13 protein-coding genes are annotated in these 14,756 nt (G+C 58.5%); 10 read left to right on the top strand and 3 right to left on the bottom strand.

Features of this window, described 5'->3' with window-relative positions:
* Positions 1–76 precede the first annotated feature (76 nt).
* The gene (gene glyS / locus L579_RS07795) at positions 77–2,146 is read right to left on the bottom strand and encodes a glycine--tRNA ligase subunit beta (protein WP_021183709.1); all 2,070 of its coding nucleotides are present in this window, start codon (positions 2,144–2,146) and stop codon (positions 77–79) included.
* 9 nt (positions 2,147–2,155) lie between these two features.
* Positions 2,156–3,067 (bottom strand): glycine--tRNA ligase subunit alpha, encoded by a 912-nt coding sequence (gene glyQ / locus L579_RS07790; RefSeq protein WP_021183708.1) that lies wholly within the window; start codon positions 3,065–3,067, stop codon positions 2,156–2,158.
* Between the two features lie 335 nt (positions 3,068–3,402).
* Here glyQ and L579_RS07785 point away from each other — a divergent pair, with 335 nt between their 5' ends.
* The 10 genes from L579_RS07785 to L579_RS07740 all read left to right on the top strand — a co-directional run bounded on the left by L579_RS07785 (position 3,403) and on the right by L579_RS07740 (position 13,711).
* Positions 3,403–3,795, top strand: coding sequence for a RidA family protein (locus L579_RS07785; protein WP_021183707.1), 393 nt, complete (start codon positions 3,403–3,405; stop codon positions 3,793–3,795).
* 9 nt (positions 3,796–3,804) lie between these two features.
* Complete coding sequence (locus tag L579_RS07780; RefSeq protein WP_021183706.1) at positions 3,805–4,776, top strand: D-2-hydroxyacid dehydrogenase; 972 nt, start codon at positions 3,805–3,807, stop codon at positions 4,774–4,776.
* Positions 4,777–4,897: 121 nt separating this feature from the next.
* Positions 4,898–5,788, top strand: coding sequence for a transporter substrate-binding domain-containing protein (locus L579_RS07775; protein WP_021183705.1), 891 nt, complete (start codon positions 4,898–4,900; stop codon positions 5,786–5,788).
* A 33-nt stretch (positions 5,789–5,821) separates the two neighbouring features.
* Entirely contained in the window at positions 5,822–7,348 is a 1,527-nt protein-coding gene (locus tag L579_RS07770; protein WP_036625904.1) for an amino acid ABC transporter permease/ATP-binding protein, read from the top strand.
* Positions 7,335–8,387, top strand: a complete 1,053-nt coding sequence (locus tag L579_RS07765) for an alpha-hydroxy acid oxidase (RefSeq protein WP_021183703.1) — start codon at positions 7,335–7,337, stop codon at positions 8,385–8,387. Before L579_RS07770 ends, L579_RS07765 begins: the two co-directional genes overlap by 14 nt.
* Positions 8,387–9,313 carry an ABC transporter substrate-binding protein gene (locus L579_RS07760; RefSeq protein ID WP_021183702.1) on the top strand — a complete coding sequence of 309 codons (927 nt, stop codon included), beginning with the start codon at positions 8,387–8,389 and terminating at the stop codon, positions 9,311–9,313. Before L579_RS07765 ends, L579_RS07760 begins: the two co-directional genes overlap by 1 nt.
* Positions 9,310–10,686: an allantoinase AllB gene (gene allB, locus L579_RS07755; protein ID WP_021183701.1), complete on the top strand. Its 1,377-nt coding sequence runs from the start codon at positions 9,310–9,312 to the stop codon at positions 10,684–10,686. The genes L579_RS07760 and allB overlap by 4 nt, the downstream gene beginning before the upstream one ends.
* A 14-nt stretch (positions 10,687–10,700) precedes the next feature.
* Positions 10,701–11,456 carry a GntR family transcriptional regulator gene (locus tag L579_RS07750; protein ID WP_021183700.1) on the top strand — a complete coding sequence of 252 codons (756 nt, stop codon included), beginning with the start codon at positions 10,701–10,703 and terminating at the stop codon, positions 11,454–11,456.
* Between the two features lie 33 nt (positions 11,457–11,489).
* The gene (locus tag L579_RS07745; protein ID WP_021183699.1) at positions 11,490–12,605 is read left to right on the top strand and encodes a mandelate racemase/muconate lactonizing enzyme family protein; all 1,116 of its coding nucleotides are present in this window, start codon (positions 11,490–11,492) and stop codon (positions 12,603–12,605) included.
* Positions 12,606–12,715: 110 nt separating this feature from the next.
* Complete coding sequence (locus L579_RS07740) at positions 12,716–13,711, top strand: acyltransferase (RefSeq protein ID WP_021183698.1); 996 nt, start codon at positions 12,716–12,718, stop codon at positions 13,709–13,711.
* Here L579_RS07740 and L579_RS07735 read toward each other — a convergent pair.
* The gene (locus tag L579_RS07735) at positions 13,696–14,628 is read right to left on the bottom strand and encodes a GlxA family transcriptional regulator (protein WP_021183697.1); all 933 of its coding nucleotides are present in this window, start codon (positions 14,626–14,628) and stop codon (positions 13,696–13,698) included. The genes L579_RS07740 and L579_RS07735 overlap by 16 nt on opposite strands.
* Positions 14,629–14,756 lie beyond the last annotated feature (128 nt).

Genomic DNA, 14,756 nt, shown 5'->3' with positions numbered 1-14,756 from the left:
CGCGCGATAAATCGCGCCGCTACGGAAAAACAAAAGGGACGATTTCTCGTCCCTTTTAGTAACAACCTGGCTCGCGTTACTGCAACAGCGAAATATCCGCCACTTGCAGGAACAGCTCGCGCAGTTGGGCCAGCAGCGTCAGACGGTTAATACGTACCGCCTGGTCATCCGCGTTGACCATCACTTTGTCGAAGAAGTTATCGACCGATTCACGCAGTTGCGCCAGTTCAATCAACGCATCCTGATAGCGGCCTTCTGCGAAGTACGGTTGCAGTTTGCTGCTCAGGGCCGTCACGAAGGTTGCCAGTTGGATCTCTTCGTTCTCTTTCAGCAACGAAGCCTGCACGCTGTCGTTCAGGGTTTCGGTCGATTTCGCCAGAATGTTGGAAACACGCTTGTTGGCTGCTGCCAGCGTGGTTGCCGCTTCCAGCGTACGGAAGTGCGAAACCGCCTTCATGCGGGCATCGAAATCTGCCGGACGGGTCGGACGACGTGCCAGCACCGCCTGAATGGTGTCCACGCTGTGGCCTTCTTCCTGATACCAGGTACGGAAACGACCCAGCATAAAGTCGATCACATCATCCACAACCTTCGCATTGCTCAGCTTGCTGCCGTACAGACGCACGGCTTCCTCGGTGAGGGTTTGCAGATCGAGCGGCAGATTCTTCTCCACGATAATACGCAGCACACCCAGCGCAGCACGGCGCAGCGCGAACGGGTCTTTATCGCCTTTCGGGTGCTGACCAATCCCGAAGATGCCCGCCAGGGTATCCATTTTGTCGGCAATCGCTACGGCACAGGCAACCGGGTTGGACGGCAGTGCATCACCGGCAAAGCGCGGTTGATACTGTTCATTCAGCGCCACCGCCACATCTTCCGCTTCGCCATCATGACGCGCGTAATGCATGCCCATCACACCCTGGGTGTCGGTGAACTCGAACACCATGTTGGTCATCAGGTCGCATTTGGACAGCAGGCCAGCACGGGTCGCGTGATTCACATCAGCACCGATTTGCGCGGCAATCCAGCCAGCCAACGCCTGAATACGGTCGGTTTTATCACGCAGCGTACCCAGCTCTTTCTGGAACAGCACGGTTTCCAGACGCGGCAGATGATCTTCCAGACGCTTTTTGCGGTCGGTATTGAAGAAGAACTCAGCATCGGCCAGACGCGGGCGCACCACCTTCTCGTTACCGGAGATAATCTGCTGCGGATCGCTGGATTCAATGTTGGCAACGAAGATGAAGTTCGGCAGCAATTTGCCGTCGTTGGCGTAAACCGGGAAGTATTTCTGGTCACCTTTCATGGTGTACACCAGTGCTTCTGCCGGTACGGCGAGGAACTTCTCTTCGAACGTGGCGGTCAGTACCACTGGCCACTCCACCAGCGAAGTCACTTCTTCCAGCAGGCTGTCGCTCAGGTCAGCATTGCCGCCCAGCTTCAGCGCCGCTTGCTCGGCATCGGCTTTGATCTGTGCTTTACGGGCCGCGTAATCCGCCACGACCTTGCCGCGTTCCAGCAGCAGTTGCGGGTACTGATCGGCATGGTCGAGGGTAATTTCTGGCTCGCCCATAAAACGGTGACCACGGATCACGCGATCGGACTGAATTCCGAGAATGGTAGCCGGGATCAGCTCATCACCCAGCAGCAGCGTAACGGTGTGCACCGGACGCACAAACTGCACGTCACTGGCACCCCAGCGCATCAGTTTCGGGATCGGCAGCTTACTGAGCGCGGTCGCGATCATCGCAGGCAGCAGCGTCTGGGCGCTTTCGCCCTGCACCTGCGCACGATATACCAGCCATTCGCCTTTATCGGTGCTCAGACGCTCAGCCTGATCAACGGTGATGCCGTTACCACGCGCCCAGCCTTCAGCGGCTTTGGTGGCATTGCCATCAGCATCAAACGCAGCGGCGATAGCCGGGCCACGTTTTTCAACTTCGCGATCCGGCTGTGCAGCCGCCAGGCTTGCCACTTTCAGCGCCAGACGACGCGGAGCAGCGAACCAGCTCACCTCACCATGCGCCAGTCCGGCGGCATCCAGTTCAGCGGTAACGTGCGCAGCAAAGGCTTCCGCCAGGCTGCGTAGCGCTTTCGGAGGCAACTCTTCGGTGCCAATTTCCACCAGGAAAGTTTTATCGGTCATGGCTGCCTCTTACTTGTTGTTATTGCACATCGGGAAGCCCAGCGCCTCACGGGAGGCGTAGTAGGCTTCTGCCACGGCTTTGGTCAGGGTGCGAATGCGCAGAATGTAGCGCTGACGCTCGGTGACCGAGATCGCCTTACGCGCGTCCAGCAGGTTAAAGCTGTGCGCGGCTTTCAGGATGCGCTCATACGCCGGCAACGGCAGTGGTTTTTCCAGCGCCAGCAGGTGCTGCGCTTCTTTCTCGTACTGCTCGAAGCAGGTGAAGAGGAAGTCCACATCAGCGTATTCGAAGTTGTAAGTTGACTGCTCCACTTCGTTCTGGTGGAACACATCACCGTAGGTGGTTTTGCCCAGCGCGCCGTCGCTCCAGGTGAGATCGTAGACGCTGTCCACGCCCTGGATATACATCGCCAGACGCTCCAGACCGTAGGTGATCTCGCCAGTCACCGGCTTACACTCCAGACCGCCGACCTGCTGGAAGTAGGTGAACTGCGTCACTTCCATGCCGTTGAGCCACACTTCCCAGCCAAGACCCCAGGCACCCAGCGTCGGGTTTTCCCAGTTGTCTTCCACGAAGCGAATGTCGTGTACGGTCGGATCGATACCCAGCTCTTTCAGCGACCCAAGGTACAGCTCCTGAATGTTGTCCGGTGAAGGTTTGATGATCACCTGGAACTGGTAGTAGTGCTGTAAACGGTTCGGGTTTTCACCGTAGCGTCCATCGGTCGGACGACGTGACGGCTGCACATAAGCAGCAGCAATTGGCTCTGGCCCTAATGCGCGCAGGCAAGTCATCGGGTGAGAGGTGCCAGCGCCCACTTCCATGTCCAGCGGTTGGACGATGGTGCAGCCCTGACGCGCCCAGTAATCCTGCAAGGTCAGGATCAGGCCCTGAAAGGTCTTGGTATCAAACTTTTGCATGTTGAATTCGCACGCGATACGGGTGGATTAAAAAAGAGTGCGACAGTATACCCTTTGGTCGCGCAATGTGCAGCCGGAAATCCTGACGGTGGCATCGCGGGTAAAAACCGTTAAAACGCAACAATAAGAAAATCGTATACGATTACAGACACGCCATTACATCCCGCCCAAAAACTAATTTTAATGATTTAAAATCATACAGATAAATACATACCACATCTGCACCACTTCGTGATGCACATCACCTTTTTTACCTCATGGTCAAAAATCGCACATTGACACTTGTATAATCGTATACGAAATTGCGGTGAAACGAATTTGATGAGAATTTGACCATGAAAACCGCGATTGCCTATCCCGGCATGAATGCCAACGACCGCCCGATGGGGCCAGCACCGCTCTCTGCCGCCGTATTGCATGAGCCGATGCTGTTTATCTCCGGCCAGGTCGCGATTGATCCCTATAGCGGCCAGATCATCGGTAACGATATCGCCAGCCAGACCCGTCAGGTGTTGAAGAATGTTGGCGACCTGTTAAGCGCCGCACAGATGACTTTCGACAACGTGGTGCGCGTGACCATTTTTCTCACCGACCTCAGCACCTTTGCCGCCATGAACGAGGCGTACAGCGAATTTTTCTCGTTCCCGTTCCCGGCGCGCGCCACCGTCGGCATTCAACTCAACCATCCTGACCTGCTGGTCGAGATGGAAGTCACCGCGATGCGTTAAGGAGCGGCGATGCATATCCATATTGAAAACGATGCCAACGGCCCGGATGCACTGCAACTCCCCGTTGAACTGCTGCGTCAGCGGCTGGAGACACACCCGCAACTGTGGAGCCACTTCACGCTGACCGAAAACAGCGACGCCACGCACAGCGCCACCTTCCTCGCGAATGCCGACATTCTGTGGGCCGGGCGCAAGCTGGCGCTCGACCAGTTCGCAGCCCCTCGCCTCAGTTGGGTACAGGTGATGTCAGCGGGTGTCGAGCAGTGGCTGCCTCATTTGCCACAAGGCGTGACGCTGACCAACGCCTCGGGGGTACATGGCGACAAAGGCGCGGAATTTATTTTGATGGCGGCGCTGATGTTTAACTTCGGCATCCCTGGATTTCTTCAGGATCAGGCCCAGCGGTTATGGCGTCCGAGCTTCGGTGGCTGTGCGCGGGGCAAAACCGTGCTGCTGCTGGGTGTGGGCGGCATCGGCTCCGCAGCGGCCCGGTTGCTGACGGCGCAGGGTTATCGCGTGGTTGGCGTCACGCGCAGCGGCGAATGTAGCGCTCCGGTGGAACGCTGCATCAGCATCGATGCCATCGATGAAGTGCTGCCGCAGGTGGATGTGTTGGTATCAACGCTGCCACTGACGGCGCAAACCCGCCGGTTATTGGATCGTCGCCGTCTCGACCTGCTGCCGAAGCGGGCGGGGATTGTGATTGTTGGTCGCGCCGATGTGTTTGATTACAACGCGATGCGCGAGAAGTTAAACGCAGGCGAACTGGCAGGCGCGGTACTGGATGTCTATCCGCAGGAACCGCTCCCCACTGACGACCCGCTGTGGCACACCCCCGGTGTGGTGATGACGCCGCACTGTAGCCTCGACGATCACGCCGCTTACCTTGAGGGTTGCCTTGAGGTGTTTATCGATAACCTGGTGCGCTTCCGCAGTGGTCGGGCGCTGCGCAATCAGGTGGATATCGCACGCGGATATTAAAACCTGCGGAATTCCATCCGTAGCGGCGCGATTTATCGCGCGAATTTAAAACAGCACCAAAAAGTTCATAAATCAGAAGGTCATCGCTTAACCATTCACCATGCACCAGGGGAACCTTATTATGAAATTTGCACGCCTCGCTTTGTTATCTGGCCTGACCGGCACTTTGCTGGCTGGCCTGTCCAGCGCCCATGCGGCCACTGATCCGATCAAACCCAGCGCCAGCGACTTCGCCGCCATGACGCAGTGCAAAACGCTGCAAACCAAATATCCGTCACTGAAAGGCAAAGATCTGGTGGTTGGCCTTGGTGGCTACACCAAAGGGTTTGAAGCGCCGTCAGAGAAAGATCCCAGCATCATTGAAGGTCTTGATCCTTCGCTGTTCGAACGTATCAGCAGTTGTCTCGGCGCAAAACACAGCTACCAGAACGGTTCGTTCAACGTGCTGCTGACCTCCATCGCCAGTGGCCGGGCTGATATCGGCCCGATGCTGTACGTCACCGATGAGCGCCTGAAGCAAATCGCCTTCGTTGCGTCGGTACAGGTGCAGGATGGTTCCGTGGTCGCCAAAGGTAACCCGAAGAAAATCAACAGCGTTGATGATCTGTGTGGCAAAACCGTCGCCGCTGCCGCAGGCACCTATGAAGCCAACAAACTGGTACCAGAGCAGAGCGCCAAATGCACCGCCGCCGGGAAACCGGAAGTCAGCATGCTGATGGTGCAGAACACCGACAACAGCATCCAGGCAGTGAAAAGCGGTCGTGCCGACGTTTACCTGACCGAAGCCGGTTCAGCCCGCGCCATCGCCAAAGCTGATGGCACGCTGGACAGTGCCTTCACCGTGGATCTGCCGATTATGGTTGGCTTCCCGATTGCCAAAGATAACGCCACGCTGCGCAGCGCGGTGCTGGATGCCATGAAGGTGATTCAGGAAAGCGGCGCACAGAAAAAACTGCTCGATTACTGGGGCCAGGGCAGCAGCGCCGAACGCCCGGTGGTTGCCCGCGGTTAATTACGTTCCTGAAAGCCTGCCGGAGATAGTGTGGTGGATGATTTCTTAAAATATTTAACCCTGCCTTATCTCTGGCAGGGCGCCGTGATCGCAGTTGAACTGCTGGTCGGCGCGTTAGCGGGCGGCATTGTGATTGGTTTTTTCCTGGCGCTGGCCAGCACCTCTAAGTATCTGTTTATTCGCTTACCGGTGAAGATTTATATCTATACACTGCGCGGCACCCCGGTGCTGCTGCAACTGATCCTGCTGTACAACGTGCTGCCGGAATTTGGCTTGCGCTTCAGTCCGTTCACCAGCGCGTTGCTGGCATTGATGATTAACGAAACCGCCTTCTGCGCCGAAATCATTCGTGGCGGCATTATGGCAACCGATCGCGACCAAAGCATGGCGGCGCAGGCGTTTGGTTACTCGCGTACTAAAGAGATGATCCATGTGGTGATCCCGCAGGCATTGCGCGCCATCCTGCCGACGATGGGCAACGAAACCGTTGGCCTGCTGAAATCCACCTCGCTGGCCTCGGTGGTGGGCGTCAATGAACTGACCATGCGCGGCCAGGCAATTGTGTCGCAAAACTTCCTGTTTATCCCGGTGCTGGTCGCTTCCGGCGGTATCTATCTGATCCTCTCCACGCTGCTGGCCGGTGGTCAGTGGTGGATGGAGAAATTCTATAACCTCGACGAGCGCGCCCGTCGCGCCCGCGCCCGACTGGCATCGCTGCCGCAGGAAGCCGACATCACGCCGATGCACCTGCCGAAACGCCGTTGGGATACGCAAACCGCCGCGCCGGTACTGGAAATCGATAATCTGTGCGTCGAATACGCCGGGAAAACCGTTCTGAACGACCTGTCGCTCACCGTGCGTCGTGGCGAAGTGGTGGTACTGCTGGGCCGTTCTGGTTCCGGTAAAAGTACGCTGCTGAAATCGATTCTGGCGCTGACGCCGCGCCTGAAGGGCACCATTCAGACCGAAGGGCATTTTATGGGCACCGATGCCAACGGTAAGCCGCTGGCGCAGCGTCACCTGCCCGTTAACCGCGCCAAATCAGGCATCGGCATTGTGTTTCAGCACTTCGCCTTGTTCGATCACCTCACCGCGCTGGAAAACGTGATGAGCATTTTGCTGCGCGTCCAGGGTGCGCAGCCGGAAGTGGCACGCGCCAAAGCAATGCGCGCACTGAAAATGGTCGGCCTTGGTGATTTTGCGGCTTCGCTACCGCATGAATTGTCCGGCGGGCAGAAGCAACGTGTCGGCATTGCCCGCGCCCTCGCCGCCGAACCACAAATCCTGCTGTTTGATGAACCGACCTCGGCGCTCGACCCCGAACTGGTGCGAGAAGTGAACCAGACCATGCGCAGCCTGGCGCAAACCGGTATCACCATGATCATCAGCACCCACGATATTGCTTTTGCCGCTGGCGTCGCTGATCGCGTGGTGTTTCTGCAAAACGGCGCGCTGATTGAAGAAGGGCCACCAGCGATCCTGAAAAACCCGACCACGCCAGCCTTTGCCACTTTCCTTGAACACGAAAACGCCACGGAGGCGCAGCATGCTAACGCCTGAATTACCGTTTGAACGCGCGGCGCGCGAGCGCCTCGGTGAACCGTTGTTTCGCTATATGCAGGGGCTACCGGCGGATGCCTTTGGCGACGAAAATGATGCCAACCATCTGGCGTTGCGCCGTTTTCGCCTGCTGCCGCGCGTGTTGCAGGGCAACGAAAGCATCGACACGCACATCACCCTGTTGAACCAGACATGGGCGGCCCCCATTGGGGTTGGAGCCTTTGCCGGGGACCGTATTTTCCATGAAGAGGGTTTGCTGCCAATTGCCCGCGCCTGCAAACGTCTGCAACTGCCGCTGGTGATCTCCGAAGAGACGGTGACGCCGCTGGCGCAGATTGGTGCGGAGTATGACCGCTGCTGGCTGCAACTGCGCGCGGCAGGTGAGGTCGCGCGGATTAAAGCGTTGATTGATCAAGCGGCAGAAAGCCACTTTAAAGCGATCGTGCTGACGGTGCTGGCACCGGTCCATCCGGTCGCTGGCCTACAGCCGGGTGGGTTCTCGGTCGGCGATGCATTGAAACAACGCGGCTGGCACACCATCGGCGGCACGCAACCCGGAGTGGAACCGCTGCCGGCGTTTCCGGTATGGCGTTGGCAACAGATTGATGAAGTGGCAACGCACTGCGCCGATCGCGGTCTGCCGCTGCTGCTGAAAGGCGTGTTGCATCATGATGATGCCGCCCCGGCAGCGGCGCATGGCGTGAGTGGCCTGATCGCCTCCAACATCGGCCTGCGCCAGAGCGCGCGCTGGGTGACACCGGTCGATCAGTTACCCGATTTGCAGGCGGTGACGCGCCTGCCACTGCTGCTGGATGGCGGTATCCGCAGCGGCAGCGATGCCGTGGTCGCACGCTGCCTCGGTGCAACCTTATCACTGAGCGTACGCCCGGTTATCACCGCGCTGGTCACTGGCGGAGAGACAGCGGTGTTTGACCTGCTTTCCGGCTGGATCAACGCCATCAGCGCCATCAGCCACTGGTGCGGGGTCAGCGACATGAGCGCGCTCAACGGCAGTTTTGTCACGGAGGCGCGTGACTGATGCATCACTTAATTTTCAATCAGGGCGATGCCAGCGAATCACGGATTTATTACTGCGCCCACTATCTGGCAGAAAGTCTCGGCCTGTATGCCGCGCAGCGGCTGAAAGTCTCCTTCACCACCAGCGAATCCGGTGGACATACCATTCAGGGCGGCCAGGTGCCTGCGGTGCTGAGTCGTGAGGCTGATTTAACCCTCGGCGGCCCGATGGTGGTGATGAAGCATTACCAGCAGCACGGTGCCGAGTTGCAGTGCTTCTGCGCCTCGGTCGCCGCCAACCCGTGGTTTCTCGCGGCGGCCCGACCCCAGCCCGATTTTCAACTGCGCGATTTATGTGGCAAGCGGGTGCTGGATGTGGGTAACGTCGGCACCGCCAGCCTGACCTTTCGCTGGCTGCTGGCCCAACATGGCCTGCTGGAGGATGTCAGCATCCTGCCCGGCAGCGGCAATGCCGAAGATGACTTTGCGACCGTGGCAACGGGCGAGGTGGATTACGCGTTGCACGCCATGCATGCGCTCGCGCCTGCCATCACCCGTGGACAACTGGCGAGCGTGACCAGCCTGGCGGGCCTGTGCGGCAGGGTGCCGTGGAGCGCCTATATCGCCCGCAGCGATGTACTGCACGAGAAAGCAGAAGCCTTTGCCGCCTTTGCTACGGCAACACAACAGGCGCTGGCGTGGATCGCGCAGCATGACGCCACTCGCCTCGCTGAGCGGGTGAAACCCTGGTATCCCGATTATCGGTTTGCTGCGCTGGTCAGCGGGCTGGCGGCCTATCAGCAGGCGCAGGTGTTTGCGCCGGATAGCCGCATCCCGCGCGCCGAATTTGACCACTTCAGTCAGTTACTCGGCGCTATCGGCTGGCTCGATCCTTCTCAGCCCGTACCTTATGACGCGCTGGTGACCCAGGCAGGAGCAGAATCATGAAACAGTTAATTATCAACGGCCTGGTGGTGACAGAAAGCGGTGCCGCACCGGCAGACCTGTTAATCGAGGCGGGAAAAATCAGTGGTATTCTGACGCCAGGTGCTTACGACGGCACGGTGGATAACCTGATTGATGCCAGCGGTCTGATCGTGCTGCCGGGGGCGATTGACGTACACACCCACTTCACTGGCTCGCATGATTTCCCCGAACAGGAGCTGCGCGAAGGCACACGCGGCGCGGCGGCGCATGGCGTGACCACTATCGTCGAAATGCCCCACTCGTTACCGCCCGCCACGTCGCTCGCCAGCTTTACCGCCAAACGCAGTTGGCTGGCTGAGAATTGCTCGGTGGATTACGCCATGTGGGCCGGGCTGGATGGTCGCAACGTCCACGAACTGGCCGCGCTGGATCAGGCGGGCGCACTGGCATTCAAAGCCTTTCTCTGTAGCGGCGCGCCGAATGGTGATGCCACGGATGCGAAAGGGTTACCGCGCCTTGACGATGACGGCCTGCTGCGCGCCATGCGTGAACTGGCGACCTTCGACGGTTTGATCGGCGTTCATGCCGAGAACCACGACATTCTGATTGGCGCAGGTAGCGAACTACGCCGCGCCGGGCGTAAAGATATCCGCGCCCATGCGCTGGCCGGGCCAGAAATTGCCGAGATTGAAGCGGTAGGACGCGTGCTGGCGATTGCCGCAGAAACCGGCGCGCGCTGCCATATCGTCCATGTCAGCTCGGCACGCGCCGCCGAAACCATCATCGCCGCCAAAGAGACCGTGCGCGCCAGCTTCGAAACCTGCCCGCACTACCTGATTCTTGATGAGGAAGATCTGGTGCGCATCGGTCCCAATGCCCGCTGCGGCCCGCCGATTCGTCCACGCCCGGTCGTCGATGCGCTGTGGCAGGTGCTGCTGCGGGGCGATATCGACATGATCGCTTCCGACCATTGCCCCTACACGCCGGAGCAGAAGCTGGCCGGTGAATTCAGCATCTGGGATGCCGGTATGGGCCTGACCGGGGTGGAAACCCTCAGCCCGATGTTCTTCAGCGCGGCGCATATCGACCGTGGCCTGCCGCTGACCGAGTTTGCCCGCATGACCGCCAGCGGTCCGGCCAAAGCCTTCCGACTGTGGGGCAAAAAAGGGGCCATCGCGCCGGGCTTTGATGCCGATCTGGTGTTTTACGACGCCAGCCAGAGCTGGACGGTGAGCGGGGAAAATTTCCAGGGCCTGGGCAAATGGAGCGCATTTGAAGGCATGCGCTGTCAGGGTAAAGTGGTGCGCACGCTCATTCGTGGCGTCACCGTTTACCAGGATTCCCAGATACAGGTTGAACCTGGCTTTGGTCAGTTCGTGACCCGTCAGGCATAAACAGGATGATTACCATGGCAGGAAAGTCGACCCGAAATAAGAACAGCGCCCCACTGGCACTGGAAGAACAGACCGAAAACAGCTGGAACGCGGCGCGCCCGCGTACCCTGGTCGATCATGCAGTAGATGCCATTCTTAGCGCCGCCTCACGCGGCCTGATTCTGCCCGGCGACCGCATTGCCGAGCCGGACCTGGTGGCGAAACTTGGCATGAGCCGCGTCCCTATCCGCGAGGCGCTGCGCATTCTCGAAAGTCAGGGCATCGTGACCAGCGAACCGTACAAAGGTATTCGCCTGATGGAGATCTCCCATCAACGGCTGGAGCAGATTATCGATGTGCGAATTCCACTGGAAACGCTGGCCTGCCGCCGGGCGATTGAAGCCGGACGCAACAGCGCCGCGCAGCTCACCCAGTTGTACCAGGGCGTCGCCGCTATGCAGATGATGATGCAACGCGAGGATGTGTATGGCTTTGCCTCAGCGGATACCGATTTCCATCGCACGCTGTGCAGCTTTGCCCAGAACCCGGTGTTGAGCAATTTGTGGGAGTCGATTGCGCGCCAGCTTACGGTGATTTTCGGCCTCTCCACCATGGGCAAATCGATGAGCGACATTATCGAAGAGCATCAGCGGCTGATTAACGTGTTCGCGGAAGGCGATATCGCCAAAATGACCGACGAGATTGAAAACCATATCCGCATTCAGGCTCTGGATGTGGACTACGAAACCATTATTTCGCAGCGCCGACAGCAACGTTCCAGCGCCGGTTGACGCCTTTTTTGCTTTTACACCAGGATAACCACGATGAAGATTACCAACGTCGAGGCGTTTTACCTGCGCCTCCCGGTCATTGAACAGCGCACCGACAGTTCACAGGATGCGTTGTTGATTAAAATCACCACCGATGCCGGGATTACCGGCTGGGGCGAGGTGGATGGCAGCCCCTATGTCACCAAAGCCATCATCGAAGCCCCCTATTCCCACACCATGGTCACCGGCCTGAAATCGCTGCTGATCGGTGAAAACCCGCTGGAAACCGGACGGTTGTGGAAAAAAATGCATCGCGCCACTATCTACTATGGCCGCAGCGGTGCCGTGTTGCAGGCGATGGCGGGCATTGATATCGCGCTGTGGGATATCAAAGGCAAAGCGTTGGGTAAACCGATTGTCGAGCTGCTGGGCGGCGCGCTGCGCGACAAAATGCGCGTCTACTCCTCGAATATGTTCCAGTTCAGCGTGGCCGACACCGTGGCGCGAGCGAAGCACGCTATCGATACCGGCCATACCGGGGTGAAATTTGGCTGGGAGCCGTTTGGCACCGATGAAGCGCTGGATTTACGCTATCTGGAAGCGCTGCGCCGCGAGATGGGCGACAGCGTGGATCTGATGCTGGACGTCGGCCATGTGTGGGATGCCAAAACCACCATCCGTCGTGGTCAGCGTTATGAGCATCTGAACCTGTTCTGGATTGAAGAACCGCTGCACCCGGACAACTACGCCGGTTACGGCCAGGTCTCGACAGCCTGCCAGCAGCACATTGCGGCAGGCGAACAGGAGTGCTCAGTGGTGGGCTTCCAGCGCCTGATCGACGAAGGCGGTATCGATATTGTGCAGATTGACCTGACGCGTACCGGCTTCACCCAGGCGATGGAAATTGCCAGCTATGCGCACAGTCGCGGTCGTAAGGTGTGCAATCACAACTTCACCACCGATATCAACACCGCCGCCTCGCTGCATTTCCTGTGCGCGATTGAGAATGCGCTGGTGATGGAATATTGCGTCGAACCGGGTGAGATCAGCCGTTCGCTGGCGAAAAATCCGGTGCGCATCGCTGATGGCTACGCCTGGTTGCCTTCCGAACCCGGCCTGGGCGTGGAGCCGAACGAAGCGGTGATCGAAAAATTCCTCGTGCGTGATTAACCGTCAACGCGCCAGCAGCCAGATGGCTCTGAATTTCAGGCCCAAAGGTTGTTGGCGCGCCGGTCGCTGACTACCCTTCTCCACCAGGACGCTCTGCGCACGGGGAAGCTATGTCGCAAAAAATTTACTGGATCGACAACTTACGCGCCATCGCCTGCCTGATGGTGATCGTCATTCATACCACCACCTGGTACATCACCGGGCCGCTGGCGGTAACCGGCATCAGTTGGGACGTCGCCAACCTGCTCAATTCCGCTTCGCGCGTCTGCGTGCCGCTGTTCTTTATGATCTCAGGCTATCTGTTCTTTGGTGAGCGCAGCGCACAAGGCCGGCATTTGCTGCGCATCGTGTTGTGCCTGCTGTTCTACAGCGCGGTGGCGCTGGCGTATATCACCTGGCTGACGCCGATCAGCGAAGGGCGGTCGCTGCTGAAATTGTTGCAGAAACCGGTGTTTTATCACCTGTGGTTTTTCTTTGCGATTATCGGTATTTACCTGCTGTCACCGTTGATTCAGGTAAAAAATGTGCCACCACGCTATGTCGCGCTACTGGTGGTGGTACTGGTGGTGCTCGCCAATCCCAATACCATCAACCAGTCGGTTGGCTCGTTCCATTGGTTGCCGGTCAATTTGTATGTCAGCGGCGACAGTATTTATTACCTGTTATACGCGCTGTTGGGACGGGCGATTGGCTGTATGGACACCGAAAAACGCGGCATAACCGGGCTGGCGGCGCTGGCGTTTATTGCCTGTGTGGCGGGGATTGCGCTCGGCACCAAACAGATGCTGCGCATAAACGGAGCCTTCAATGATACCTGGTATCTCTACTGCGGGCCGCTGGTGTTTATTGCCGCCATCAGCGTGCTGATCTTGAGCAAAAATGTCCTCAATCGTCGTAGTTTGCCAATTTTAGCCACCATAGCGCGTTATTCCCTGCCCATTTACGGCTTTCACGCGCTGTTTATCCATTTCCTGCGCACCAATCATTACGACGATATGGCACAACCGTGGATTGATCTTCCCTGGGTGTTTGGCGTAACGCTAATCGGCAGCTTGTTACTGGCGGTGTTGCTTAAACGGGTAGATAAACATCATCTGGTGAGTTGATCGTCCCAGCGCTCCCTGGCACGACGCAACTGTCGTGCAGAAGAGAAACCGGCCGCCAGCGCGGCTTTTTCCGCAGCTTCGCCCTGTTGCTGGCGTTGCCGGGCAATCACCAGCCGCAGTTGCTCGTGATATTCGCGCACGCTGATGCCGAGATGCTGGCGGAACAGACGCGTCAGATGCCGCTCGCTGACGTGGGCGCGCTCGGCCAGTGCCGGTAATGACCAGTCATGTTCAGGATGGGCAATCATCACATCCTGCGCGCGATGAATCGCCGGGTGCAGGTGATTACGGTAGCGCAGCCACGGCGAGAGTTGCGGATCATCACCGGAACGGCGGAACCACACCACCATCTCGCGTGCCACCGCCAGCGCCTGACGCGCTCCGCATAGCCGGTTAATCAGATGCAGCGCGAGATCAATACCCGCGGTGATCCCGGCGCTGGTCCAGATGCCGCCATCTTCAATAAATACGCGATTCTCTTTTACCCGCGCCGCCGGGGCCGCCGCCTGCAAACGCGGCAGCACTTCATGATGGGTGGTGCACAGCACACCATCCAGCAATCCCGCCTGTGCCGCCAGCAATGAACCGGAGCAGACACAGACCAGGGTGATGCGCTGGGCTTCAATATCCGCCCGTTGCTGCCGCAGCCAGTCACGCGCCAGCGTCGCCGCCGGGGTGTCATAGCAGGTACGCGAATCATGCACACCGGGCACCACCAACAGGCTGTTAGCCGGTAACCGTTCGGGCAGTGGCGCGATATTGCTGATGGTCATGTGGGTGGAGCCGAGCACGCTGGCTTCCGGGCCGATGTAATGCAGCGAGAAGTGACCGCCAGCCAACTGGAAGGTTTCGGCCGGGCCGGTGAGATCAAGCACCATAACGCCGGGTAACGTCAGGAAAAATACGGGTTGCGGCATGGGTATACTCCGGTTGGTTCCGTTTACGTCCCGCATTAAACCCGTAGCGGCGCGATTTATCGCGCGTGTTTTCGAGCCGGGATACCCGCTGCCAAAAACTTGCGCGATAAATCGCGCCGCTACGTCAG

This window comes from Pantoea sp. AS-PWVM4 (genome assembly GCF_000468095.1).
Lineage (GTDB): Bacteria > Pseudomonadota > Gammaproteobacteria > Enterobacterales > Enterobacteriaceae > Pantoea > Pantoea phytobeneficialis.
This window is presented reverse-complemented; position numbering and strand designations above follow the sequence as displayed.

Excerpts from the sequence above, each read along its gene's own strand:
- glyQ (WP_021183708.1), bottom strand. The coding sequence starts at position 3,067 with ATGCAAAAGTTTGATACCAAGACCTTTCAGGGCCTGATCCTGACCTTG.
- L579_RS07780 (WP_021183706.1), top strand. The coding sequence starts at position 3,805 with ATGCATATCCATATTGAAAACGATGCCAACGGCCCGGATGCACTGCAA.
- L579_RS07775 (WP_021183705.1), top strand. The coding sequence starts at position 4,898 with ATGAAATTTGCACGCCTCGCTTTGTTATCTGGCCTGACCGGCACTTTG.
- glyS (WP_021183709.1), bottom strand. The coding sequence starts at position 2,146 with ATGACCGATAAAACTTTCCTGGTGGAAATTGGCACCGAAGAGTTGCCT.
- L579_RS07750 (WP_021183700.1), top strand. The coding sequence starts at position 10,701 with ATGGCAGGAAAGTCGACCCGAAATAAGAACAGCGCCCCACTGGCACTG.
- L579_RS07785 (WP_021183707.1), top strand. The coding sequence starts at position 3,403 with ATGAAAACCGCGATTGCCTATCCCGGCATGAATGCCAACGACCGCCCG.
- L579_RS07765 (WP_021183703.1), top strand. The coding sequence starts at position 7,335 with ATGCTAACGCCTGAATTACCGTTTGAACGCGCGGCGCGCGAGCGCCTC.
- L579_RS07745 (WP_021183699.1), top strand. The coding sequence starts at position 11,490 with ATGAAGATTACCAACGTCGAGGCGTTTTACCTGCGCCTCCCGGTCATT.
- L579_RS07760 (WP_021183702.1), top strand. The coding sequence starts at position 8,387 with ATGCATCACTTAATTTTCAATCAGGGCGATGCCAGCGAATCACGGATT.
- L579_RS07740 (WP_021183698.1), top strand. The coding sequence starts at position 12,716 with ATGTCGCAAAAAATTTACTGGATCGACAACTTACGCGCCATCGCCTGC.
- allB (WP_021183701.1), top strand. The coding sequence starts at position 9,310 with ATGAAACAGTTAATTATCAACGGCCTGGTGGTGACAGAAAGCGGTGCC.
- L579_RS07735 (WP_021183697.1), bottom strand. The coding sequence starts at position 14,628 with ATGCCGCAACCCGTATTTTTCCTGACGTTACCCGGCGTTATGGTGCTT.